The organism is Micromonospora sp. CPM1 (assembly GCF_023896895.1).
Taxonomy (GTDB): domain Bacteria; phylum Actinomycetota; class Actinomycetes; order Mycobacteriales; family Micromonosporaceae; genus Micromonospora; species Micromonospora tulbaghiae.
On the sequence record NZ_JAMHIU010000014.1, the window covers coordinates 120,235 to 141,950 of the forward strand.

Annotated in this window: 23 protein-coding genes; 6 read left to right on the forward strand and 17 right to left on the reverse strand. The window is 72.8% G+C overall.

What is annotated here, in order from left to right; all coding sequences use genetic code 11:
* Positions 1-69: 69 nt before the first annotated feature.
* The 3 genes from M8C11_RS18780 to M8C11_RS18790 are packed head-to-tail and all read left to right on the forward strand — an operon-like array spanning position 70 to position 2,283.
* Positions 70-684 (forward strand): allophanate hydrolase subunit 1, encoded by a 615-nt coding sequence (locus tag M8C11_RS18780; RefSeq protein WP_252451495.1) that lies wholly within the window; start codon positions 70-72, stop codon positions 682-684.
* Positions 681-1,550, forward strand: coding sequence for a biotin-dependent carboxyltransferase family protein (locus M8C11_RS18785; protein ID WP_252451498.1), 870 nt, complete (start codon positions 681-683; stop codon positions 1,548-1,550). Before M8C11_RS18780 ends, M8C11_RS18785 begins: the two co-directional genes overlap by 4 nt.
* Positions 1,534-2,283, forward strand: coding sequence for a LamB/YcsF family protein (locus tag M8C11_RS18790; protein ID WP_252451501.1), 750 nt, complete (start codon positions 1,534-1,536; stop codon positions 2,281-2,283). The genes M8C11_RS18785 and M8C11_RS18790 overlap by 17 nt, the downstream gene beginning before the upstream one ends.
* A 9-nt stretch (positions 2,284-2,292) precedes the next feature.
* Here the strand turns inward: M8C11_RS18790 and M8C11_RS18795 are convergent, their stop codons facing one another.
* Together M8C11_RS18795 and M8C11_RS18800 are read right to left on the reverse strand one after the other, a co-directional pair.
* Positions 2,293-4,131 carry an NHL domain-containing thioredoxin family protein gene (locus tag M8C11_RS18795; protein WP_252451504.1) on the reverse strand — a complete coding sequence of 613 codons (1,839 nt, stop codon included), beginning with the start codon at positions 4,129-4,131 and terminating at the stop codon, positions 2,293-2,295.
* Between the two features lie 281 nt (positions 4,132-4,412).
* Positions 4,413-4,691: a hypothetical protein gene (locus M8C11_RS18800; protein WP_252451506.1), complete on the reverse strand. Its 279-nt coding sequence runs from the start codon at positions 4,689-4,691 to the stop codon at positions 4,413-4,415.
* A 47-nt stretch (positions 4,692-4,738) separates the two neighbouring features.
* On the opposite strand from M8C11_RS18800, the gene M8C11_RS18805 reads away from it, so the two are divergent.
* Positions 4,739-5,347, forward strand: a complete 609-nt coding sequence (locus M8C11_RS18805; RefSeq protein WP_252451508.1) for a hypothetical protein — start codon at positions 4,739-4,741, stop codon at positions 5,345-5,347.
* Positions 5,348-5,397: 50 nt separating this feature from the next.
* Here M8C11_RS18805 and M8C11_RS18810 read toward each other — a convergent pair whose 3' ends face one another.
* Positions 5,398-5,769 (reverse strand): hypothetical protein, encoded by a 372-nt coding sequence (locus tag M8C11_RS18810; protein ID WP_252451511.1) that lies wholly within the window; start codon positions 5,767-5,769, stop codon positions 5,398-5,400.
* 103 nt (positions 5,770-5,872) lie between these two features.
* Here M8C11_RS18810 and M8C11_RS18815 point away from each other — a divergent pair, with 103 nt between their 5' ends.
* Positions 5,873-6,121 carry a hypothetical protein gene (locus M8C11_RS18815; RefSeq protein ID WP_252451514.1) on the forward strand — a complete coding sequence of 83 codons (249 nt, stop codon included), beginning with the start codon at positions 5,873-5,875 and terminating at the stop codon, positions 6,119-6,121.
* Between the two features lie 219 nt (positions 6,122-6,340).
* Here M8C11_RS18815 and M8C11_RS18820 read toward each other — a convergent pair whose 3' ends face one another.
* From M8C11_RS18820 to M8C11_RS18835, 4 genes are all read right to left on the reverse strand, one after another.
* The gene (locus M8C11_RS18820; protein ID WP_252451516.1) at positions 6,341-6,619 is read right to left on the reverse strand and encodes a hypothetical protein; all 279 of its coding nucleotides are present in this window, start codon (positions 6,617-6,619) and stop codon (positions 6,341-6,343) included.
* A 2-nt stretch (positions 6,620-6,621) separates the two neighbouring features.
* On the reverse strand, positions 6,622-7,398 hold the full coding sequence (locus M8C11_RS18825) for a hypothetical protein (protein ID WP_252451518.1): 777 nt from the start codon (positions 7,396-7,398) through the stop codon (positions 6,622-6,624).
* 27 nt (positions 7,399-7,425) lie between these two features.
* Positions 7,426-7,692, reverse strand: coding sequence for a hypothetical protein (locus M8C11_RS18830; RefSeq protein WP_252451520.1), 267 nt, complete (start codon positions 7,690-7,692; stop codon positions 7,426-7,428).
* 648 nt (positions 7,693-8,340) lie between these two features.
* Entirely contained in the window at positions 8,341-9,225 is an 885-nt protein-coding gene (locus M8C11_RS18835) for a hypothetical protein (protein ID WP_252451522.1), read from the reverse strand.
* A gap of 702 nt (positions 9,226-9,927) precedes the next feature.
* Between M8C11_RS18835 and M8C11_RS18840 the strand changes: the two genes are divergently transcribed.
* Positions 9,928-11,211, forward strand: a complete 1,284-nt coding sequence (locus tag M8C11_RS18840) for a hypothetical protein (protein ID WP_252451524.1) — start codon at positions 9,928-9,930, stop codon at positions 11,209-11,211.
* A 21-nt stretch (positions 11,212-11,232) separates the two neighbouring features.
* On the opposite strand, the gene M8C11_RS18845 is transcribed toward M8C11_RS18840, so the two are convergent.
* The 10 genes from M8C11_RS18845 to pdhA form a co-directional block, all read right to left on the reverse strand.
* Positions 11,233-11,580: a hypothetical protein gene (locus tag M8C11_RS18845; RefSeq protein WP_252451526.1), complete on the reverse strand. Its 348-nt coding sequence runs from the start codon at positions 11,578-11,580 to the stop codon at positions 11,233-11,235.
* A 66-nt stretch (positions 11,581-11,646) separates the two neighbouring features.
* Positions 11,647-11,931 (reverse strand): hypothetical protein, encoded by a 285-nt coding sequence (locus M8C11_RS18850; protein WP_252451528.1) that lies wholly within the window; start codon positions 11,929-11,931, stop codon positions 11,647-11,649.
* Positions 11,928-12,077 (reverse strand): hypothetical protein, encoded by a 150-nt coding sequence (locus tag M8C11_RS18855; RefSeq protein WP_252451530.1) that lies wholly within the window; start codon positions 12,075-12,077, stop codon positions 11,928-11,930. The genes M8C11_RS18850 and M8C11_RS18855 overlap by 4 nt, the downstream gene beginning before the upstream one ends.
* Positions 12,078-12,164: 87 nt before the next feature.
* A complete protein-coding gene (locus M8C11_RS18860; protein WP_252451532.1) occupies positions 12,165-13,718 on the reverse strand; it encodes a recombinase family protein in 1,554 nt (517 codons plus the stop codon).
* A 43-nt stretch (positions 13,719-13,761) separates the two neighbouring features.
* The gene (locus tag M8C11_RS30270) at positions 13,762-13,884 is read right to left on the reverse strand and encodes a hypothetical protein (RefSeq protein WP_256487029.1); all 123 of its coding nucleotides are present in this window, start codon (positions 13,882-13,884) and stop codon (positions 13,762-13,764) included.
* 118 nt (positions 13,885-14,002) lie between these two features.
* Positions 14,003-16,783 (reverse strand): hypothetical protein, encoded by a 2,781-nt coding sequence (locus tag M8C11_RS18865; protein WP_252451535.1) that lies wholly within the window; start codon positions 16,781-16,783, stop codon positions 14,003-14,005.
* A 337-nt stretch (positions 16,784-17,120) separates the two neighbouring features.
* Positions 17,121-17,258: a hypothetical protein gene (locus M8C11_RS18870; RefSeq protein WP_013283356.1), complete on the reverse strand. Its 138-nt coding sequence runs from the start codon at positions 17,256-17,258 to the stop codon at positions 17,121-17,123.
* Positions 17,259-17,480: 222 nt separating this feature from the next.
* Positions 17,481-18,944 (reverse strand): dihydrolipoamide acetyltransferase family protein, encoded by a 1,464-nt coding sequence (locus M8C11_RS18875; RefSeq protein WP_252451619.1) that lies wholly within the window; start codon positions 18,942-18,944, stop codon positions 17,481-17,483.
* A 5-nt stretch (positions 18,945-18,949) separates the two neighbouring features.
* Complete coding sequence (locus M8C11_RS18880) at positions 18,950-19,939, reverse strand: alpha-ketoacid dehydrogenase subunit beta (protein WP_128138856.1); 990 nt, start codon at positions 19,937-19,939, stop codon at positions 18,950-18,952.
* Positions 19,939-21,117 carry a pyruvate dehydrogenase (acetyl-transferring) E1 component subunit alpha gene (pdhA, locus tag M8C11_RS18885; RefSeq protein WP_013283359.1) on the reverse strand — a complete coding sequence of 393 codons (1,179 nt, stop codon included), beginning with the start codon at positions 21,115-21,117 and terminating at the stop codon, positions 19,939-19,941. The genes M8C11_RS18880 and pdhA overlap by 1 nt, the downstream gene beginning before the upstream one ends.
* Between the last annotated feature and the right edge of the window lie 599 nt (positions 21,118-21,716).

The window sequence follows — 21,716 nt, forward strand, 5'->3', positions numbered from 1 at the left end:
AGGTTACGACGGCGTAGGTTACTTGCAAGTAGTGTGGACCGTCACGTCAGCCGACGGGAGGATGACCGGATGCGGATCCGGCCGGCCGGGGCGTACGCCCTGCTCCTCGACTGCGACGACGCGGAGCAGGCGCAGGCGTGGCAGGCCGAGCTGTGGCACCGCCGCGAGGCCGGCGAGCTGACCGCCACCGAGATCGTCCCCGGCGCGGTCACCGTGCTGCTCGACGGCGTACCGGACCCCGAGGCGGCCGCCGCCCGGATCACCGGCTGGCGGCCCCGGACCGCCGCCTCCGGCGCGGCCACCGCCGAGGTCCGGGTGCCGGTCGTGTACGACGGCGAGGACCTCCCACGCGTCGCTGACCACTGGCAGGTGGACGTGCCCGCAGTCGTCGACCGGCTGCGGCGCACCGAGTTCCGGGTCGCGTTCTGCGGGTTCGCGCCCGGGTTCGCGTACCTGACCGGGCTGCCGCCCGACCTGGCCGTGCCCCGGCTCGCCACGCCGCGTACCCGGGTGCCGGCCGGCTCGGTCGCGCTCGCCGGCCCGTACGCGGGCATCTACCCCGCCGCGTCACCGGGCGGCTGGCTGCTCGTCGGCCGCACCGACCTGCCGCTGTTCGACGTGCACGCCGACCCGCCGGCCCGGCTCACCCCGGGCACCCGCGTCCGGCTGGCCGACGCACCGTGATCGAGGTGCTGCGGGCCGGCGCGCTCACCACCGTCCAGGACCAGGGCCGGCCCGGGTGGGCGCACCTCGGCGTACCCCGCTCCGGCGCGCTCGACCCGGCCGCCCTGCGCCTGGCCAACCGGCTCGTCGGCAACGACGAGCACGCCGCCGGGCTGGAGATCACCCTGACCGGCTGCACGCTGCGCGTCACCCGGGCGGTGGCTGTCGCCCTCACCGGGGCCCCGGCCGACGTGGTCGTCGAGTGGCCGGCCGGAGCCGCACGGCGGCGCCCGGGGGACATGGGACGGCCGCTCGCGCTGCCCGCCGGGGCGGTGCTGCGCGTCGGACCGGCCAGCGCCGGGGTGCGCACCTGGCTGGCCGTCAGCGGCGGGATCGCGGTCGAGCCGGTGCTCGGCAGCCGCGCCACCGACACGCTCTCCGGCCTGGGGCCGCCGCCGCTGCGCGACGGGGACCGGCTGCCCCTCGGCACCCCGGCCGGTCCACCCGCACCCGTCGACCTCGCCGTCACCGGGCCGCTCCCGGACGAACTGCGGCTCACCGTGCGCCCCGGCCCTCGGCAGGACTGGTTCACCCCCGAGGCGCTGGAGCTGCTGTGCCGCGACGCGTACACGGTGAGCCCGGACAGCAACCGGGTCGGCGCGCGGCTGGCCGGCGCCGCCCTGCCCCGCGCGGTCGCCGGCGAACTGCCCAGCGAGGGCCTGGTGCTCGGCGCGGTGCAGGTGCCGCCGTCAGGCCAACCGCTCGTCTTCCTGGCCGACCACCCGACCACCGGCGGGTACCCGGTCATCGGGGTGGTGGACGACGTGACCCCGCTCGCCCAGGCCCGGCCAGGCACTACGGTGACGTTTCATGGACCTCAACGCTGACCTGGGCGAGGGATTCGGAAGCTGGCGGCTGGGCGACGACCACGCGCTGCTCGACCTGATCAGCTCCGCGAACGTCGCCTGCGGCTTCCACGCCGGTGACGCGACCACCATGCACCGGGTCTGCGCCGGCGCCGCCGAACGCGGCGTCGCGGTGGGCGCGCAGGTCGGCTACCGCGACCTCGCCGGCTTCGGCCGGCGGCACATCGCGTACGACTTCGCCGAGCTGCGCGACGAGACGATCTACCAGCTCGGGGCGCTCGACGCCTTCTGCCGCCTGTACCGCACCCGGGTCCGCTACCTCAAACCCCACGGCGCGCTCTACCACGCGGCGGCCCGCGACGAATCGCAGGCCGCCGCGCTGGTGGCGGCGATCAGCGGGTACGACCACGAGCTGCCGGTGCTCTGCCAGCCCGGCACCGTGCTGGCCCAGCTCGCGGCCGGTGCCGGCCTGCGGGTGGTGGCCGAGGGCTTCGCCGACCGCAACTACCTGCCCAACGGCACGCTGGTGCCGCGCAGCTCACCGGACGCGCTGGTGACCGACCCGGAGCAGGTGGCCGTCCGGGCGGTACGGATGGCCGTCGAGCGCACGCTGGTCGCCGTGGACGGGACGGTCGTCCCCGCCCCGGTCGAGTCGATCTGCCTGCACGGCGACAGCCCCGGCGCGGTGCGCTGCGCGGAACTGGTCCGCGCCGCGCTCATCGACGCCGGGGTGACCCCCACCCCGTTCGCCTGAACGGGACGGTCAGGACTCGTCCATGCCGCGCAGGACCAGCGGCACGCGGGTCGTGCCGCCGCTGACCACCCGCACCGGGACGCCCCAGTCCTGCCGGGTCAGGTGGCAGGCCGCGTGCTCCACGTCGGCGTCGCAGGTCGCCGCCTGGGCGGTCACCTGGAGCACCCCCTGCGCCACGTCGCCGCTGACCACCAGCTTGCGGGACAGGTCGGTGGTCGTGCCCGCGCCCTCGACCAGCAGCTCCGGCGGGGACGCCGAGACTACGAGCCGGGTCGACGGCCCGTATGTCTCGTCGAGCTTCTGCCCCGGCGCCGGCGTGAAGATCACGTCGAGCGTCAGCTCACCGGCCGCCACGTCGGTGGGCTTGCGCTCCAGCCGGTGCCGGGGGCCGTCCACCGTGTTCGCCCCGGCCGACGTCAGCGCGCCCGGCGCCAGCCGGGTCAGCCGGTGCGCGGCCGACTCGACCACCAGGACGTCGCCCTCACCGGTGAGCACCAGGTCGCTCGGCTCGGCCAGCCCGTCCGCCACGGTGCCCACCTGCCCGGTCTCCGGGTCGAAGCGGCGCACCGCACCGTTGTACGTGTCGGCGATCAGCACCGAGCCGTCGGGCAGCGCGCACACGCCCAGCGGGTGCTGGAGCAACGCCTGGTCGGCCGGGCCGTCGACGTGCCCGAAGTCGAACAGGCCCTGACCGACGGCGGTGTGCATCTCATCGCTCTCGACCCAGCGGACCGCGCTGGTCTCGCTGTCGGCGACCCAGAGGCGGGCGCCGTCGGCCGAGACGGACAACCCGGACGGCTGGGCCATCCACACGTCCGGCAGCGGGCCGTCGCGCAGCGCCTCGACAGTCGTCCCGGCGTACATGCCGGTGGTCCGCTTGATCGGGTCGAACCACCAGAGCTGGTGGATGCCGGCCATCGCCACGACCACCCGGTCGTCGTACCAGGCCACGTCCCAGGGGGAGGACAGGTCGACCGCGCGGGCGTCGTGCGCGTGGTCGTCGACCGTCGAACGCCACTGCCGCCCGGTGCCGGCCACGGTGACCACCTCGCCGGAGGACAGCCGCACGCCGCGCAGCAGGTGGTTGACCGTGTCCGCGACGACCACGTCGTAACCGGCCACCTCGGCCACGTGCGGCGGCAGCAGGCAGAGCCCCTGCGGCTCGGCGAACGTGGCGGCGGAGGCCGGGCCGTCCGTCCGGCCCCGGGAACCGGCGCCGATGCGGCGGACCACCGTCTCGCCGTCGGCGGCCAGCTCGACCAGAGAGTGCCGGGCCGAGTCGCTGACCAGCAGGTTCCCGCCGTCGAGCGGCAGCGCCTTGCCGGGGAACCGCAGGACGGTGTCCGGCTCGGCCGGCGGCACGTACGGGCCCTCGCCCCGGTGCAGCGTGCCCTTCGCCTCGTGGCCGGCGATCAGCTCGTCGATCAGCCGGGCGAGCCCTTCGGCGTGCCCCTCGCCGGCCATGGTGGCGACCACGTACCCCTCGGGGTCCACCACGGCGAGCGTCGGCCACGCCTTGGCCGCGTACTGCTGCCACATGTCCATCTCGGCGTCGTCGAGCACCGGGTGGTGCACGCCGTACCGCTCGACGGCCGCGGCCAGCGCCGCCGGGTCCTTCTCGTGCTCGAACTTCGGCGAGTGCACGCCGATCACGACCAGGACGTCGCCGTACTTCTCTTCGAGCGGGCGCAGCTCGTCGAGCACGTGCAGGCAGTTGATGCAGCAGAACGTCCAGAAATCTAGGATGACGCAGCGACCTCCTAGGTCCCGCAATGTCAGGTTTCGTCCGCCAGTGTTCAGCCAGGCGCGGCCCCGTAGTTCGGGCGCGCGGACGCGGGATGCGGTCATGCCGTCCAGCCTGCCATGGCCTCGCTGAGGGTGGCCCGGGGACCGGGGCAGCGGGTGAGCCGGACGACGGCTGCGGGTCGCCGGGGCGGTCAGGGTCGGCGACGCCGGCCGGGGAAGGGCCGACAGGCCGGGCGGCGTACGGGGTGCGGCTCGCCCAGTTCGTCGGCGACCCAGGCGGCGAGGGCGTCGATAAGGTCGGCGGGCCAGCGGGGCGGCGTCGGGTCATCTCCTTCGTGGGCGCTCATGGGGCCTGAGATTACGCCGAGGGACCGACGCTGGGGCTACGGCTCCTGGCTGTCCTTGTCCTCCGCGACGAGCGCCTCGGCCTCGGCCACGACGGCCTCACGCGCGGCCCTGGCGGCCTCTCGTAGGTCGTCGTTGACGCGCGCGGTCTCGGCGTTCAGGCAGGCGCGATCCCAGCCTTGCAGCGTGTCGCGGTCCAGCGGCACGGGCTCTCGCGCGACCACGACCACGCGACCTTTGACGAGGACGGCGTCCTTCACAACGCGCCCGTCCACGGTGAGCGAGCGTCCGCACCGGGGGCGTTCCGATAGCGCCATGCCGCCACCGTAGCGGTACGGGTGCTCTGGCTCGCTACTGTCGCGGCGTGGGCGGTTGGGAACTGGCCGGGGTCACGTTGGCCGGAAGTGTGTCGGTCGTGGCCCTCGGCGTGGTCTTGTTTCTGTACGAGCGGCAGCACCGGGGCACGCCGGTGAGGCGGAAGCCTCCCTCGGCCGGGCATGATCAGCCGCCTTCGGCCGTCGCGAAATTCGCCAGGGACGTTGGGGTCAACGTGATCGCGAACCTAGTAGCGGCGGCGGTGGTGTACATCGCGGCTGTGGTCGGCGGTCTTCTTCCCAGGTCGCCTTACCTGATTGTCGCCTCAGCCGTCGTCGTCCTCGTCTCGATCGGTATGGCACTTGGGGCGCTTGGCCTCGTAGTGCGAAACCATGTGGGCCTCTACTTCCTGGGTATCGCCCTAATCGCGATGGGAGTAGGCGCGCTAACCTTCCCATTCTTCGGCGACCTCCTAATCGCAGATCCCGTCGAACGGTGGTTGTCACCGCTCGGTGGTGTTGGGGCGATCACCGTGGGGGTATCCGCGATCGTCAACGTTCGGCGTCAACGGCGGCAGGCCCAGGATGGCCGCGTTAGCGGCGATCCAGTCAAGGCTCGGACGGCGGCTCCGGATGAGCCCGACGGGGCGGGCGTGTAAACACCGAAAGCCCCTGACCGGCGGGGTGCCAGTCGGGGGCGTGAGGGTGGTTAGGCGCCGGGGCGGGACCAACCGTGCGCGGCGGCGTGCGCGAGCCAGGCGGGCTCGGCGTCCGCGAGGGTGTAGCGCGTCCAGGCGATAAGGGCGCGGCGCTCCTCCGGCGCCCTCGCGCGGTTGCGGACGGCGCCGTAGATGGCCTGGCGTAGTTCCCAGAGGAGGGCCTCGCGGCCGGCGTCCTCGCAGGCCAGGCGTAGACGCTCGGCCAGGGCGCCGACGCGCTGGGCGTCGTCGGTGGGGAGGAGCGCCGGCCAGAGCGGGACGACGCGGAGGCCCAGGGAGCGGGTGGAGTGGCATCGGCGGCGGGTCGGCGAGCCGGCGACGGCGGCCGGCGGCGCCGTTCGGTGGGTGCTGCTGGAGATCATGGGGCTCTCATTCAGGGTGAATTGTCTCCCCCGACCGTTATCGTTGTCGATCACTAGTTGATCAACCGGCGCTGCCCAAGTGGCGGCGCGTCGAGAGGCAGGCATGTATCAGTTGCGGAAGCCGGCCGAGGCCGTGCAGTACACCGAGGATGCGTACGAGGCTCTCGTGGCTCTCGTGAAGAGCGCGCATCCGAATGCCAGCTACGACAACTACAAGAAGGGGTACTTCCGCGCCTACAACGGTGGCGCGGACTTTTCCGTCGAGCTTGGACAGTGGCTCGTCAAGATCGGCAAGTCCTTGACGGTCATGAACGACGACCAGTTCCGGGAGTTGTTCGAGCCGGTGGCGTAGGTCTTCGGCCGCGACCTCTATGCCCGTACGGAGGGCGAGGTGCTATGCCGCTTCGGTGAGGAGGGGGTCGGGAGGGGGGTCCCTCCCCACCCCTCACGCACTGTGAGTGACGGCCGCGCGGTTGCGTTGCCTCACTCGACGTCGCGGCCCACCACGGCAACCGGCCCGACCTCGCCGAGGGGTGGCGGGGCCGGGCCGGCGTCGGGGTCGGGTCGGGCGTCAGTCGTCGGCGGCCTGGGCGTCGCGGGCGGCGCCGGCCTCCGCGGCGGCCATGGTCGACTGGGCGAGGACGAGGTGTGCGACCTCGCGGCGGATCGCCGTTGGCGTCTGGGCCTCGACGTACTGGGCGAGCGCCGGGGATAGGCCGTAGTGCGCGAGGGCCTCGGCGACGACGTCGTCACGCGTGAGGCGCTCCTCGGCCTCGCGACGGCGGGCGACCTCGGCGGCCTCGGCGACGGCCTGGCCGACGCGCTCGGTGCGGTGGTTGACCTCGGGCACGGCTACCGACCGACCTTGATGGGCTCGTCGCCGGGCATGGCGAATCGGGCCGCGCGGGCCTCGGCCTCGGCGACGAGGCGGCCGGCGTGCTCGTTGTCCGGCGCGGCGAGGGGGTCGACGGTGTAGGCGCCTACCGGGATACCGGCGGTCGCGGTGCGGACGTCGGCGAAAGCCTTGTCAATCCTCGTGTTCAGGCCGTCGTGGGTGATCGCGTCCCGCCGGGCAATCTTGGAGTAGTGGTCACTCACGATCGCGGCCAGGGCGCGGCGCCGATCCTCGTCCGGCTCCCCGTACGCGGCGGCGACGTCCAGGTCGGCGGCCGTCGACATGAGGCGCCGTGCCTGGCCGTAGGCGTCGGCGGCCTCCTGGGCGGCCCGCTCGGCCTTGGCGGCCAGCTCGGTGAGCGGCGCGAGGATGAGGGGGCGCAACTCGGCGCGGTGGGCGGGGATGCTCTGCTCGGCGACCTGGGCGGCGGCCAGGGCGCGACGGTGGCACGCCTTGACCTCCTGGCGCGCGTGGGCGATACGCGCCTCGGTGTGCTCGGCCGGGATCGGGGCCGGCGGCTTCTTGCCCTCACGGATCGCAGCGGCGATCGCGGAGCGGTTGCCGGCGGCGGCGTCGTTGATCTCGTCGACCTTGGCGAGCGCTGCGCGGGTGGCGTCCTGGGCGTCGTCGAAAGCGCGGACCGCGTCACGGACGGGCGACGGGCATCGGGGATCGGCCAGGACGGCGGCGGGCAGGGTGGCGTCCAGGTCGACGAAATCGCCATACGTTCTCATGGTTGGGCGGGCTCCTTATGGGGTCGGTCAGTCGGTCGGGATGAGGCGGATACGGACGCGGCGGTCGTGCTGGCCGGTGAGGACGTGGATGCCGTGCGGCTCCAGGAGGTCGCTCACGGAACGGGCGGCGACGGCGGCCTCGTCCTCGGTGCCGGTGGTCGCGGAGTGAGACGCGGGGAGGCGGTCGGAAAGCTCGGCCAGGAGGCCGGCGCGCTTGTGTCTCCAGTCGCCGACAGCCTCGGCGCAGAGGCGCGCGAGGACGACGGCCAGGGCGACGCGCTCGTCGTCGGTCATGGCAGGGACGGGCGGGAGTGGGCGAGACATCTAGGCGGCCTTCCTGGGAACGTGCCGGAGGCAGAACGGAACGAGGCGGCCGGCCTCGTCCCGGGCGACATTGCGGGTTGGCTTGCGGCAACGCCGGCCGCCGGGGCGGGTGCCTCGGCACCAATAGCGGTAATGCCGTAGGGCCTGCCACACGGCGGCGTACGGCTCGGGGGTAGTCACGGGTACGGCTCGGCAATCGGGGCGGCGTGAGAGTGGCGGTGAGGGGGCGGGCGACCCGAGGGGACGCCGTACGCGGGACCCCCGGCGTAGGGCGTTCCCTCGGGGAGCGCGTCGGCCGGAAAGGAGACGGTGTGCGCTCTACCTCCTCGGTCCCGCCCAGGGCCGAGGAGGGCGTTTACACGTACGGCCCGCGTACCGGGGGGCGCCGGTAGGCGGGCCGTGCGTGGGGTGTGCGGTGTTAGGCGGTGCGTCGGCGGCGCCGGGCGTCGAGCGAGGCAACGCCCGAGGGGGTCGCCGAGGGCCTGGGCGCCGTCGTCGTCGAGCGGTCCGACTGGAGCGCGACGGCCCAACGATTGAGGTGGGGCCTCAACTCTTCATATGCCAGCTCGGCGACGCGGTCTAGGACGGCCTCGGCAAACGCCGTGGATTCCTCTTCGTTCATGTTGCGGCCTTTCTCGCGGTGCGTTGCTGGACGAGGAAGCGCGCGAGGATCACGCGTTGATCGGCCCACGCGAGGCGCGCGACGCGCTCGGTGACCTCGGCGAGGACGGCAGGCTCGGGCACTACCCAGAGCCGGGCGCCTCGGATCTTCCGAGGCTCGCCGAGGAGGTGGCGGGCGAGGGCCATAAAGGCGTGCTTGCCGAGGCGGTCGCCCTCGGGCGTCGCTGCGGCGTAGGCGGTCCAGACGGCGGGGACCTCATGCCGTCCAGGGGCGAGGGCGCCGAGGAAACGCCGGGCGCTGGCGTCGGCCTGGGCGTCGCGCTCGGCGGCCTTGCGGGCGGCCTCGTCGACCTTGTCGGGAGGGGGCGTCGCCGGCTTCCGCGGCTTGCGCCACTCGACAACGTAGGGCGTCTCCGGCCGGGGCTCGTCGTCGATGCACGCGACGATTTCGTCTAGGACGTCGCGTACCCAGAACGCCAGACGCGGGCGCTTGCCGAAGCCCAGGCGAGCGAGGGCGCGGGTGTCCTCGACGGCGTGCCGGAGGAGGCGCGAGGCGTCGGCCGGAGGATCGGGGAGGTTGGCGAGGACCGTGCAGATGAGGGCGCGCACTTCCGGGGCGCGCACCGGCTCGGCCGTGGTCAGATCACCACGCCGGAGGCGGACGACGGTTTCCGCGTAGGTGGTTGGGTCCTCCTCGACGTAGTAGCGGCCGAAGAAGAGAGGCGCCAGGACACGCGCGACGGCGATGCGGTCCAGCTCGTAAGTCTCGCGGCCGAGGAGGCGGCTATAGCCGCCCTCTACGCGGGGGTCGGTGGCGTAGTAGGCCAGGGCGAGCGCGGCGAGGCGCTCGCTGGCTGATGAGGGGCCGGCGTCTGATGACACGGCTCATTCCTTCCGACGGCGGGCGGGGCGACGGGGGCGGGGGGCGCCGGTGAGGCTCGTGACGGGGGCACGTCCTGCAAGTCGGCCAGGCGGGCGCGGTGTGTTCGGCCGGCGGGCGGTCCTACCCCCTCACCAGACAAGTCGGCCGCGACCGTTTGACGGATCGGACACCAGGGCGCAGAGGTGATCGTGAGCCGGGCAACATCTAGGAGGGCGCGCGGAGGCGGGCCGGCGGGCGGCCTCGGCGGCGGCCAGGGGGCACTTTGGGGAGCGGTGACGCTCCAACCTCTCCCTATATCTCTCGCTCTCTGCGGCTTGCTCCCTCTCCCATGCAAACAATCAGGAGGGAGGTTGAAGCGTCACGGGAGCGAAAGTGCCCCCTCCTCGGCCTCGTACTCGGCGTCGTCCTCGGCGTGGCCTCGGGGCGCCCCGCCCTCCTCGGCGTGGTCCAGGCAGCCATTTGCCCACGCGGCGAGGGCCTACGCGTCGGCAAGTGGACGACCACAAGCCAGGGACAGGACGGCGGCAAACATCGCCACCTAGGCGCTTGCCTGCCTAACCCTGGTTTTCTGCCCGCTCAACGGAATCGCGCCGTGCGACGGGCAGAATCGGGTCGACCGCCGTCGCTTCCTCCACGTACGGTGGGTGCAATTCGAGCCAGAGCGTCGTGCCGACCGTCGACACGGTAGGAGGGTGTGACATATGCGCGAGCTGACGGCCAGGGGGAATTTTTGGCTCCCTGAGACGCCGGACCGGAAAGTCGGCGGTGTCCTGGAGTTTCACCCTGGGGAGGGCGGCAAGCTCTCGCTAATTGGGGAGCTATCAGAGCCTTGGTCGTCTCGCGCGGAATCTCGTACTTCTGGGCGGATAGTTGGCCAGTCTGGAAGTAAGTACCTGACGCTCGATAACTGCTTTCAGACCTACCACCAAATGGGGAGTGGACTCGGACTAGAGGAGTTCCGCGTAGGGAAGATCTTCCACGGCGCCTTGTACGCCAAAGACGAGGAAACCGTCTTCGACCGGTTGAGCGTCGACCTCCGCTATCTCTTCGAGTGGATCGGGTGGAGCGGACTTCAGGAAGAGCACGGCCAAGATGAGTCGACATCGCTACCAAAGTCGACGATTTCAGTAACGAAGCTCGAACCGCTGAAAGCGCAACTCGCGGACGGCGTCGAGGTGACCATAGCGCACGGCATTGGCTACACGGGAAAGAAGAAGGCGCGGTCCCTTACTCAGGGGGCCAGGGTCGCCTTCGACTTTGGGTCACCCCGCTCACTGGAGGAAGTGGGGGCCTACGCTACCGCCGTCCAAGACCTCGTTAGCATCGCGACCGACGAGGTAGCGGAGTTCGACGAGTTCCAGCTCTCACACCCGGACTTCGAGGACTCGCTCCCGAGCGGCACTACCTACCGCCAGTACGTGGACTTCTACGTCGAATGGCGCGCACGGTCCTTCTCCACGAAGGATCTAAACCCTCACCGCATGCCATTCAGCTTTGATGCGATCGGTGGTCTGGCCGGGGTCGTCGAATGGCTCAACCAAACCGCAGACCTCCGGCCGTTGTTGAATCGCGTGATGGGCACGCGCTATCCAAAAAGAATGTACGCGGACGACCGCTTCTTCAACAGGTGCGCCGCTCTGGAGGGCTTGCACCGCCTAGTAAAGGGCACGAAGAACACCAAGTTCGGGCGCAGGCTCGACGAACTGAGCGCCTGGGCCGGGCCGCCCTTCGAGCGATTGGTAGGGGACGTGAGCGCGTGGCGCGATCTCGTCCGCGACGAGCGCGACGACCACGCCCACCACCTGAGCAGCGCTCTCGGGGCAACCGGCGCTTCCAGGTACTACCTCGCCGATAGCGCCTACTGGCTCTTTGTGTTCTGCCTCTTGCGACGGTGCAACTACCCAGAAGAGGTCTTCGCCAGTATCGAGAAGTGCGCGTCGGTTGAGTGGCTTCGAGAGCGTCTCGCTGAATTGATGTCCTCCTGACTCGGTTCGTGCCCCACGGGGCTAATCGTCGGCAAGCGGGTGCCGGAAGCCGTCCAGCGGGCCGGTTACGGGCCGGTCGTGCTGGGTCTTGTTGAGAACCTCGGCCAGGGCGTCGACCATCGGGCGGCCGTCGCGAGCGAACCGGCGGAGGATGTCCTCCACGATCTCGCGCACGATCTCGGCCTCTTCGCTGAGCCCCGGCTGGGGAAGCCAGCCGATCGCCGTCCAGTCGCCGTCCTTCCGGGTCATGTGGCCGACGACCTGGCCGACGCAGCGGATCGTGATGATTTCGCCCTCGCCCCGGTAGTCGTGCGAGGGGTAGGCGGGCGGGGCGTAGACAAGGTCGGCGGGTTGGTCTCGCCAGGGCATCGGGGACTCCTCGGGTTGGCGGGGCGGGGCCGGCGGCCGGGGCTACCGGCCCCGCTGGACGGGACGTTAGGCGGCGGCCACGGCAGGGCCGGTCGCGGCCATTCTGGCGCGGGCGGCCGACAAATAACGCCGGGCGGTCATCGGCGCACGGCCAATCTCGGCGGCGACCGTGAAGACCAGGGCGGCCCGTCCGGCGTGGGTCACGCCCCGGACCAGGCCCCGGCTGACGGCCTCGGCGAGGCACGCCCCGAGGCACAGTTCCGCCCGGACGTCGGCGGCCCGGTCGCCGTCCAGGAGGGTCAGGCGGGCGAGGGTGGCGCGGATAAGGTCGGCGTACTGTGCGGCGATCATGGGGCCTCGCCCCCGTTCCGCCGGTCGGCGACACCGCCGAGGGTGGCGAGGGCGGCGAGCGCGGACAGGTACGCGGGCGAGCCCCGGGCGGGGCCGGCGTAGGCGGCGACCAGGCGCCCAGGGCGCGGGTAGGTAGGGTGACTCACAGCGGAAGGTCTCCTCTTCCGTTAGGGCCTCGGGCGGCGCTGCAATCGCTGGCCCGGGGCCTGCCGTATTTGGTTGTGGGTGAGGCCTCAGGCGTCGACGTCGGCCGGCGCGGGGTCGGACTCGTGGGCCCATGTAAAGCGGAGGCGGGCGTGAGGGTCGAACCGCACGCCCCGGCGTCCGTTCGCGGGGGCGACGGTTACGGCGTTCAGGGCCAGGGCGAGGAGGTCGCGCCGGTCGGCCACGGTCGCGGCGTCCCACGCCTCCCGGGCCTGTACCGGGTCGAGGAGCGGACTGATATCGGCCTCGGGCAACGGGAAGTCAGCCAAGTTGCGCCGCAGTCCGGCGACGCGGGCGGTCAGGCGTTCGTGTAGGCGAGTCCAGCGCTGGACGGCCTCGGTGCCGACGAACTCCCCGCGCAGGTACCGGGCGTCTTCCAGGTCGACCAGGGCGGCGTTAGCGTCGTCCAGCGCGGCCGTGATGGTCGCCCGCTCCCGGATCACGTCCGGGTCGTGCTGGGCTACCCAGCGTTCGGCGACGGTGTCTAGTAACGGGTCGCCGGGTTCGGTCGCGGCCAGGCGGTTAATGAAGGCATCGACCACGGCGCGGTCTACGGCGGGGATCATCGCGGTCGTGTGCGCCGGGCACGGGTGGCCGAGGCGGCGGGCCTGGCAGACGTAGGACTGACCGGCGGCAGACATGCGACGCCCGCAGCCTCCGCAGCGGAGAAAGCCGGTCAGGAGGTGCGACGTTTGGGCGCGGACGCCCCGGGCGCGGCCCGTCGGGTCGGCGACGGTGCGGGCTTCCAGGAGGCGGACAACCTGTAGTTGCTCGGCGGGCGTGATGATCCCCCGGCCAATCTCGACAGTCTCGCCCGTCTCGGGGTCCCGCCAAGGGACGACCTTCCCCGTGTACTTACCGTCTCGCTTGACGGTCTCAGGCAGTAGCCCGGCGAACGCGGGGGACTTGAGCAGAATCGACAGGGACCCGACGCCCCACCTCCCGCCGCGCGCAGCAGGGATCTCCCGGGCGTTCAGGTCGCGGGCGATGTGAACGAGCGGCTCGCCGGCCAGGGCGCGGTCGGCGATCTCCCGGGCAATCGGCGCGGTACGCGGGTCGTGGTCTAGGCGTCCGTCGTCGGTGACGGCGAGGCCGTACGGCGGCTGTCCGCCGATCCATCGGCCGAGGTTGCGTAGGTGGGCCTTCGCCGAGGCGACGCGAAGGCCGATGTTCGCGGATTCGCTGCGGGCGACCTCGGACAGGAGGGCCAGGACCAGGCGGGATTGCTGGTGCGACGTGTCGAGGCCGTCCTGTACGAAGACGATTCGCCCGCCGACTTTCTCGACCTGGTCCAGGACTTGTCCGACCTGGCCCATGCCGCGCCGGGACAGGCGGTCGACCTTCCAGACGACCAGGGTCCCGACGGTGCCGGTCGTGAGGGCGGACACGGCGGCGTCAAACCCGGCGCGGTCTACCGACTTGTAACCGGACCGGCCCCGGTCGATATGAACCGTGCGGACCTCCAGCCCGTTGCGGGCGCACCAGGCTCGACAGTCGGCCTCCTGACGTTCGATGGCGGTCTTTCCGTCGCGGTCGAGGGATAGACGTAGGTACAGGTCGGCGAGGTGTTCGTGGTGGGACATGCCGAGGACGTTAGGGTCCTTGGCGAGTAGTTGCAAGAGCCTTCTAGGACTTCCAGAAGTCGAGCAGAACGATCTTGCCCCGCAGGTCGGCCAGTGTGACGGCCTTGCCGCCGGTGTTCAGCCAGGCCCGACCCCGCAGTTCCGGTGCCCGTACGCGTGCGCTCATGCCCCCATCGTGCCGCACCGGCCGGGCGCGCTCCCGGCGATCCCGGGGTGAACAGACGCACACCGGAACGGCGCGGAGCGCCCACCCCGTGAGGGATGGGCGCTCCGCGTCCGTGCGGTTACTGGCCGGCGGGCTTCAGGCAGAGCACCCGGGTGGTCCCGCCGCCCTCGACCGACACCGAGGGCTGCGACAGATCGGCGCACTTGTCCTTGTTGTCCACCTTCGACACCACGCTGAACGCGCCCGGCTCACCGCAGTCGGCGGCCACCGCGCTCGTGCCGGACTGCTTCACGCAGGAGCCGACCGCCGGGTCGAAACCGGCCGGCTTGTCGTCGCCGACCTTGCCGAGCAGCGTCAGCAGACCGAGCGGCACGGCGAGGATGAGAACCGCCGCCACCAGCACGGCGGCGAGCACCCGGCCGTTGCGCACCTTCGGCGGGGGCGCCTCGGTCTGCGACTCGGTGGCATCCGGCTTGAACGCGTCGAAGCGGCCCTGCTCCGGCTCGGCGCCGGGCCCGTCCTGCGACCAGGCCGGCGGCGCCTGCTGGGGCGGCGGCGGGAAGGCGTTCGCGCCACCCGCCGGGCCCTGGCCGGGCACCGCGACCGAGGCACGTCCACCGGCCGACGGGCCGAACCGGTCCGGCTCGCCGAACGGCTCCGGCCGGCCGGCCGGGCTGCCGAACTGCGCCTGCTGCCCGCCCGGGCCGCCGAACGCGTCCTGCTGGCCGCCGGGGCCGCCGAACGGCTCGGGCTGGCCGCCCGGCGCGCCGAACGGGTCCGGCCGGCCACCCGGGCCGCCGAACGGATCCTGGCCGCCGGGAGCGCCGTACGGGCTCTGCTGGCCGCCGAACGGGTCACGGCCGGCGTCGGGCTGCTCGCCGCCCGGGTGCACGCCGTTGGCGGGACGGGTGTTGCCGGGCGGGTCCACGAAGGACGGCACACCGACCGGGAACGACGGCGGCGCGGCGGGCGAGGAGGACGCGCCGGCGTACCCGTGCGGGCCGTCGGCGTCCTCGGAGCGCGACTGCGGACCGGGGAAGCCGTTGCCGGGCGCCCCGTCCTGGCCGGGGAACCCGGGCTCGTCCTGCTCGGGGGCGTCCTCGGGCTCCGGACGGGCGGGCCGGCCGTACACCCGGGGCTGCGGCGTGGGGCCGCTGGTCGGCAGCGGCTGGTCGGACGGCGGGGTGACCCGGCTGGCCACCGGGACCGACGCGCTCGCCGAGACCGGGCCGCCCTCCGGGGAGGTACGCGGTCCGGGAACGGCGGGCGACTGCGGCTCCTCGGCACGGGACGCGCCCCAGGCGCCGTCGCCGCGCTCCGGCTCGTACCCCTGGGGTTCGGTGCCCGGGTGGTCGGTGGGCGGCGACGCGGCGAGCGCGGCGCCCGGCACCCGCTGCTGCTGCGCCGGAAGCGGCACGGCGTTGCCGGGAGAGATGCCCGGCGCGGGGGCGGGCTGGTAGGCCGGGGCGGAGTCCTCGGACCGGCCCCACGCCTCGGCCGGCGACCACGGCTCGGGGGCACGCTCGTCCTGGTTGCCGCCCCAGCCGGCGGGTGCGTCGGGCGACGGCACGGACACGCTCGCGCGGGCCTCGGCCGGCGCGGCGGCGCCCCAGGCGGGCTGCGCCGGCTCGTCCGACGGCCGCCCGGGCTCGTGCTGCTGCGGTACGGAGGCCGCGCCGCTCCAGGCGCCGGCCTGCTCGCCGGAGTCACGCTGCTGCGGTACGGCGGCGCCGTCGCCCCAGCCGCCGGACTGCCGGTTCGGCTCCCAGCCGCCCGGCTGTGCCGGCTCGGCGGGGTTCGCGGCGCGCCCGGCGGCCCAGCCGCCGGAGCGGTCCGGGTCCTCGGTGCGGGCCGGCTCGTCCCAGCCGCCGGACCGGTTCTCGGCCTGCGGTGCGGGCCAGCCGCCGGAACGCTGTCCCTCGTCGTGCTGCGGCCCGCCGGTCGCCCGCCAGCCACCGCTGTCCTCGGCGGAGCGGTTGTCCTGATCGGACTGCTCCGGAGTGGACCAGGCGTTGTCCGGCCGGGCGGTGCCGGGCACCGAGACCGCGGCGGCGGCACGGGCGGGCGGGTCGGCCGGCGGCCAGGTGGCGCCGGTCTGCTGACCCGGCGACCAGGCCGGCTGGCTCTCGCGCGGGGTCCAGCCGCCCGAGCGGTTCGGGTCGTCGGACGCGGCGGGCTGCTCGTCGCGCGGGGTCCAGCCACCGGAGCGGTTCGGGTCGTCCGGCGGCGGGGCGGCGGCCCAGCCACCGGCGCGACCGGAGGCGTCCTCGTGCTGCCCGCCGGTGGACGCGAAGCCGCCGGAGCGGTGCGGGTCGTCCGCGGGGGCGGGCGTGACCCAGGTCTCGTTCGGCACGGTGGCCGGGGCGGGCACGTAACCGGTGCCGCGGGCGGCCGGGTCACCGGACGGAGACCAGCCCTGCTGCTGTTCGCCGGAGTTCCATCCGGGACGGTTCTGCTCGGCGGCCCAGGGGGCCTGCGACGGCTCGGCCGGGCTGCCCGGCGGCGTGGCGGCCCAGGCGGGCGGAGCCTGCTCGGCGCCGCGGTCCGGGCCGGACTGCTCCTGGTTGCCCCAGGCGGGGCCACCGGAACCGGCCCAGGCGGGACTGCCCTGGTCGGTGCCGCCCCAGGCGGGCTGCGGGACCTGGGCGGTCGCCCGCCCGGTCACCGGCTGGCCCGCGGGCGAGGCCCACGCGGGCGGCTGGTCGTCGTTCGCGGCCCAGGCCGGGGCCGGCTGCGCGGGCCGACCGGCCGGCGGGGGCGGTGCCCAGCCGAGGTCGGGCGCGCCGTTGTACCCGTTGTCCTGCTGCGCCGGCTGATCGCCGTACGGCACCGGTCCGCCGGTGCCCGGCGACACCTCGCCCGGCTCCTGGCCGGGGCGGTGCGGAGCCTCGGACGTCATGGGTGCGCCTCCTCCATCACAGGTCGGCCGCCGATGCCGGTCGGGGAACCGTCGGCATGGCTACCGGCGTCGCCGGCGGGTACCGGCCGTGCGGGCTCCCCGCACCGTATCCGGTGGTCGCCCGGAGCCGCCCGGGGGAGCATCAGCGGTCACCGTCGGTCACCGGACGACGTCGATGGGTTTCACTTGCCCGCGTCGGCCCGGCACCAACCGGTTGGCGACCGTGCCAACCGTACCGGGCGGTGGAGCGAGGTGGAATCCCGGTGCCGATACGCCGAAGACCCGCCCGGTGCCGGGCGGGTCTTCGGACTGGAGGAGGTGAGAAAGGTCTGTGGCGTCAGCTCATGTGACGCTGGGCGATGGCGAGAAGCTCCTCGCGGACCGCGGGCGAGTTGGCGGAGCGCAGCGCGTGCTCGATGGCGCGGGCGCGGCGGTTGGCGTCGCGGCGGGTGCGGATTCGCTCGATCATGCTCATCTTGGGTCTCTCCTCCTGGCTATTCGGTTGTCAGCCCCTTGATGTCTCTATTTAAGCGCACCGGACCGCCCGCCGCCATCGATTATTAGGTGAGCTGAACCACGCACCTACGGATCGTAGGTGTTCACACCCTCAGATCCGACGAATCGGTTCCCAAAAAGTCACGGCCGGTGTGCCGGGCGTTCACCCTTGGCACACCGGCCGTGACCGGAGCGTGGTGCGTCAGGTCCAGGCGAGCAGCGCCGCCTCCGGGTCGGCCAGGAAGTCGCCGATGTCGCGGAGGAACTTCGAGCCCAGCTCACCGTCGATGATCCGGTGGTCGAAGGACAGGCCCAGCGTGGTCACCAGGCGCGGCTTCACCTTGCCCTTGTGCACCCACGGCTGCTCCCGTACCGCGCCGAAGGCGAGGATCGCCGACTCGCCCGGGGGCAGGATCGGCGTACCGGTGTCCACGCCGAAGACGCCGACGTTGGTGATGGTGAGCGTGCCGCCGGACATGTCCGCCGGGGACGTCTTCCCCGACTTCGCGGTCTGCACCAGATCCGTCATCGCGTCCGCCAGCTCGCGCAGCGAGAGCCGCCCGGCGTCCTTGATGTTCGGCACGATCAGGCCACGCTCGGTGGCCGCCGCGATGCCGAGGTTGACGTACTCCTTCACCACGATCTCGTCACCGGCCCAGGTCGAGTTGACCATCGGGTGCCGCTTGACCGCCAGCAGCACCGCCTTGGCGACCAGCAGCAGCGGCGAGACCCGCACGTCGCGCCACTCGCGCCGGTCGCGGAGCCGGTCCAGCGCCTTCATCGCCCGGGTCACGTCGACGGTCAGGAACTCCGTCACGTGCGGGGCGGTGAACGCCGAGCGGGCCATGTTCTCCGCGGTGAGCTTGCGTACCCCCTTGACCGGGATGCGCTGCTCGCGGTCCGCGCCGAAGCTCGCGGCCGACGCGGCCGGTGCCGCGACCGTCAGCGGCTCGGCCGCCGCCGGGGCCGCGGTCGCCGCACGCTGTACGTCCTCACGGGTGATCGAGCCGAGCGGACCCGAGCCGGTGAGCGTGGCCAGGTCGATGCCGAGATCCTTCGCCAGCTTGCGGACCGGCGGCTTGGCCAGCACCGGGCCGGAGACCCGGCCGTTGCCGTTGACCGCCGGCGCGGGAGCGGGCGCCACCGGGGCGGGAGCCACAGGCGCGGGTGCCACCGGGGCGGCGGCCTGAGCCGGTGCCGGCGCGTCACCCTTGCGCGGGCGGCGCTTGGCCGGGGCGTTGCGCGGGCCGTAGCCGACCAGCACCGCGGTACGCCCACCCGGGGCGACACCGCCGATCAGACCCGGCTCGACCATGCCCTCGGCGGGTGCGACCTGGACCGCGGCCAGCGACGCGGCCGACGGGGTGGGCAGCTCCGACGCCGGGGTCGCGGTGGTCGACTCCTCGATCGGCCCGGCGTTCGGGTCGGTGTCGATCGCGATGATCGGCACGCCGACCTCGACCGTCGACCCCTCCGGGTGGAAGATCGCCTGCACCCGGCCGGCCCACTTCGCCGGGATCTCGACCGCCGCCTTGGCGGTCTCCACCTCGACGATCGGCTGGTTCAGCTCGATGTCGTCGCCGACCTTGACCAGCCACGCGAGGATCTCGCCCTCGGTCAGGCCCTCGCCCAGGTCGGGAAGGTTGAACTCCTTGATCCGGGACATGCCGCTCACCAGCCGAACGTGCGGTCGACGGCGTCGAGCACCCGGTCCAGGTCGGGCAGGTACTCCTCCTCCACCCGGGCGGCCGGGTAGGGGGTGTCGAAGCCGGTCACCCGCAGCACCGGGGACTCCAGGGAGTAGAAGCACTCCTCGGTGATCCGGGCCGCGATCTCCGACCCGAGACCCAGGTTGCCCGGGGCCTCGTGCACGACCACGCAGCGGCCGGTACGCCGCACCGACTCGTACGCGGCGGTCAGGTCCAGCGGCGAGATCGTGCGCAGGTCGATGACCTCCAGCTCACGGCCGTCCTCGGCGGCGGCGGTGGCCGCGTCGAGCGCGGTACGCACCATCGGGCCGTACGCCAGCACCGTCGCGTCGGTGCCGGGCCGCGCGACCCGGGCCGAGTGCAGCGGGTACGCGTCGGCGATCGGCGCCTCCAGGTCCACCGGACCCTTCTCCCAGTAGCGCCGCTTCGGCTCCAGGAACACGATCGGGTCGTCCGACGCGATCGCCTGCTGGATCATCACGTACGCGTCCTGCGGGTTCGCGCAGCTCACCACCTTGAGACCGGCGGTGTGCGCGAAGTACGCCTCGGGCGACTCGGAGTGGTGCTCGACCGCGCCGATGCCGCCGCCGAACGGGATGCGGATGACCATCGGGATCCGCACCTTGCCCTGCGAGCGGTAGTGCATCTTCGCCACCTGCGACACGATCTGGTCGTACGCGGGGTAGACGAAGCCGTCGAACTGGATCTCGCAGACCGGCCGGAAGCCGCGGATGGCCAGGCCGACGGCGGTGCCGATGATGCCGGACTCGGCCAGCGGAGTGTCGATCACGCGCTGGTCGCCGAAGTCCTTCTGGAGGCCGTCGGTGATCCGGAACACGCCGCCGAGCTTGCCGACGTCCTCGCCCATGATGACGACCTTGGGGTCGTTCTCCAGGGCCCGCCGCAGGCCGGTGTTGAGCGCCTTGCCGAGGGTGAGCGTCTCCGTGGCCATCAGTGCGCGCTCCCCTCGAAGGACTCCATGTACTGCGTGAACCGGGCCCGCTGCTCGTCCAGCTCGGGAGAGCCGTTGGGGTAGACGTGGTCGAACATGGTCACCGGCTGCGGGTCGGGCATGGCGAGCACGCGCTCGCGCAGGTGCACCGACTCGGTGCGGGCCTGCTCGTCGACCTCGGTGAAGAACGACTCGTCGGCGATCTTCTGCTTGGTCAGGAACGCCTTCATCCGGGCGATCGGGTCCTTGGCCTGCCACGCCTCGACCTCGCTGGCGATGCGGTAGCGGGTCGGGTCGTCGGAGGTGGTGTGCGCGCCCATCCGGTAGGTGTACGCCTCGATCAGGCTCGGGCCCTGGCCGTTGCGCGCGTTGTCCAGCGCGTGCCGGGTCACCGCGTACGACGCGAGCACGTCGTTGCCGTCCACCCGGACGCCGGGGAAGCCGAACCCGCCGGCCCGCCGGTACAGCGGCACGCGGGTCTGCCGCTCCAGCGGCTCGGAGATGGCGTACTGGTTGTTCTGGCAGAAGAACACCAGCGGGGCGTTGAAGACGCTGGCCCAGACGAACGACTCGTTGACGTCGCCCTGGCTGGTGGCGCCGTCGCCGAAGTAGGCGATGACCGCCTCGCCGTCCTCGCCGCCGGTCTTGCCGTCCATGGCGACACCCATGGCGTATCCGGTCGCGTGCAGGGTCTGCGCCCCGATGACGATCGTGTACATGTTGAACTTGAACTCGTTCGGGTCCCAGCCGCCCTGGTCGACGCCGCGGAACAGGCCCAGCGGCATGATCGGGTCGATGCCGCGGCAGTAGAGCACGCCGTGCTCGCGGTAGGTCGGGAAGGCCATGTCCTGGGTGCGCAGCGCCCGGCCGGAGCCGACCTGCGCGGCCTCCTGGCCCAGCAGGCTGGCCCACAGGCCCAGCTCGCCCTGGCGCTGCAGGGCGGTGGCCTCGGCGTCCAGCTTGCGGACCAGCACGAGGTCGCGGTAGAGCCCGCGGTACTCCTCGTCGGTGAAGTCGACGCGGTACTCGGTCCCGTCCGGGCCGAGCGCGCTCTCGATCCGCTCACCCTCGGGGGTCAGCAGCTGTACGAGTTCCGGTTCACCGGTCGCGGCGGCGCGTCTGGTGCGGGGTGCGGCCCGCTTGCTGCGGGTGGCGGCCCCGGGGTCGCCCTTTGCCATCCGTCTCTCCCTGTCTGTCTGCGCCGGCGCCGGGGGTTACCCGAGCCGAGCACCTCGTGCGCCCGCCCGGCTGGTGCCGGGTCGGTCCCTGGCGACCGCGCCTGACCCCGGTAGGGGTTGCCGCGCGGCGTGAGCCGGAGTCGGTCGGTGACAGACCCAGGCCCGGGAGCGCCGGCGCCGTTCCGCACCAGCCGCGGGGTACGCGGAGGTGGCGGCTGCGTTGCCGTCGTGTCTGAATGATTGCAGAGGAGGTGAGCGGGCCCACAGTATGGCCTCCCTCGCCGGTGAGGTTCCATCGGGTTCATGACGGATAAGCGCTTTTGTCCGCAGTGGCGGTGCGGCCGACGTACAAAATGTGTGTCGACACGCGGTTGCGGCTGGTGAACTGAGCGTCACTGGGTCAAGCTGGCGATGAGCCTCCGCGCGGCATTTGTCCTAATATCCGCGCGGGCTCTCCCGTCCCGTCCGTCGTGAGGAGTGTGCCGGTGTCCGAACCAGAGGGTCCGCCCGGTACGCCCTTCCTCGGCCGGCACCGGGCGCTGCCCGCCTCCCCGTACCGCCGGGTCGTGGGCGCGCACCGCGCCCCCGGAACAGGCGGC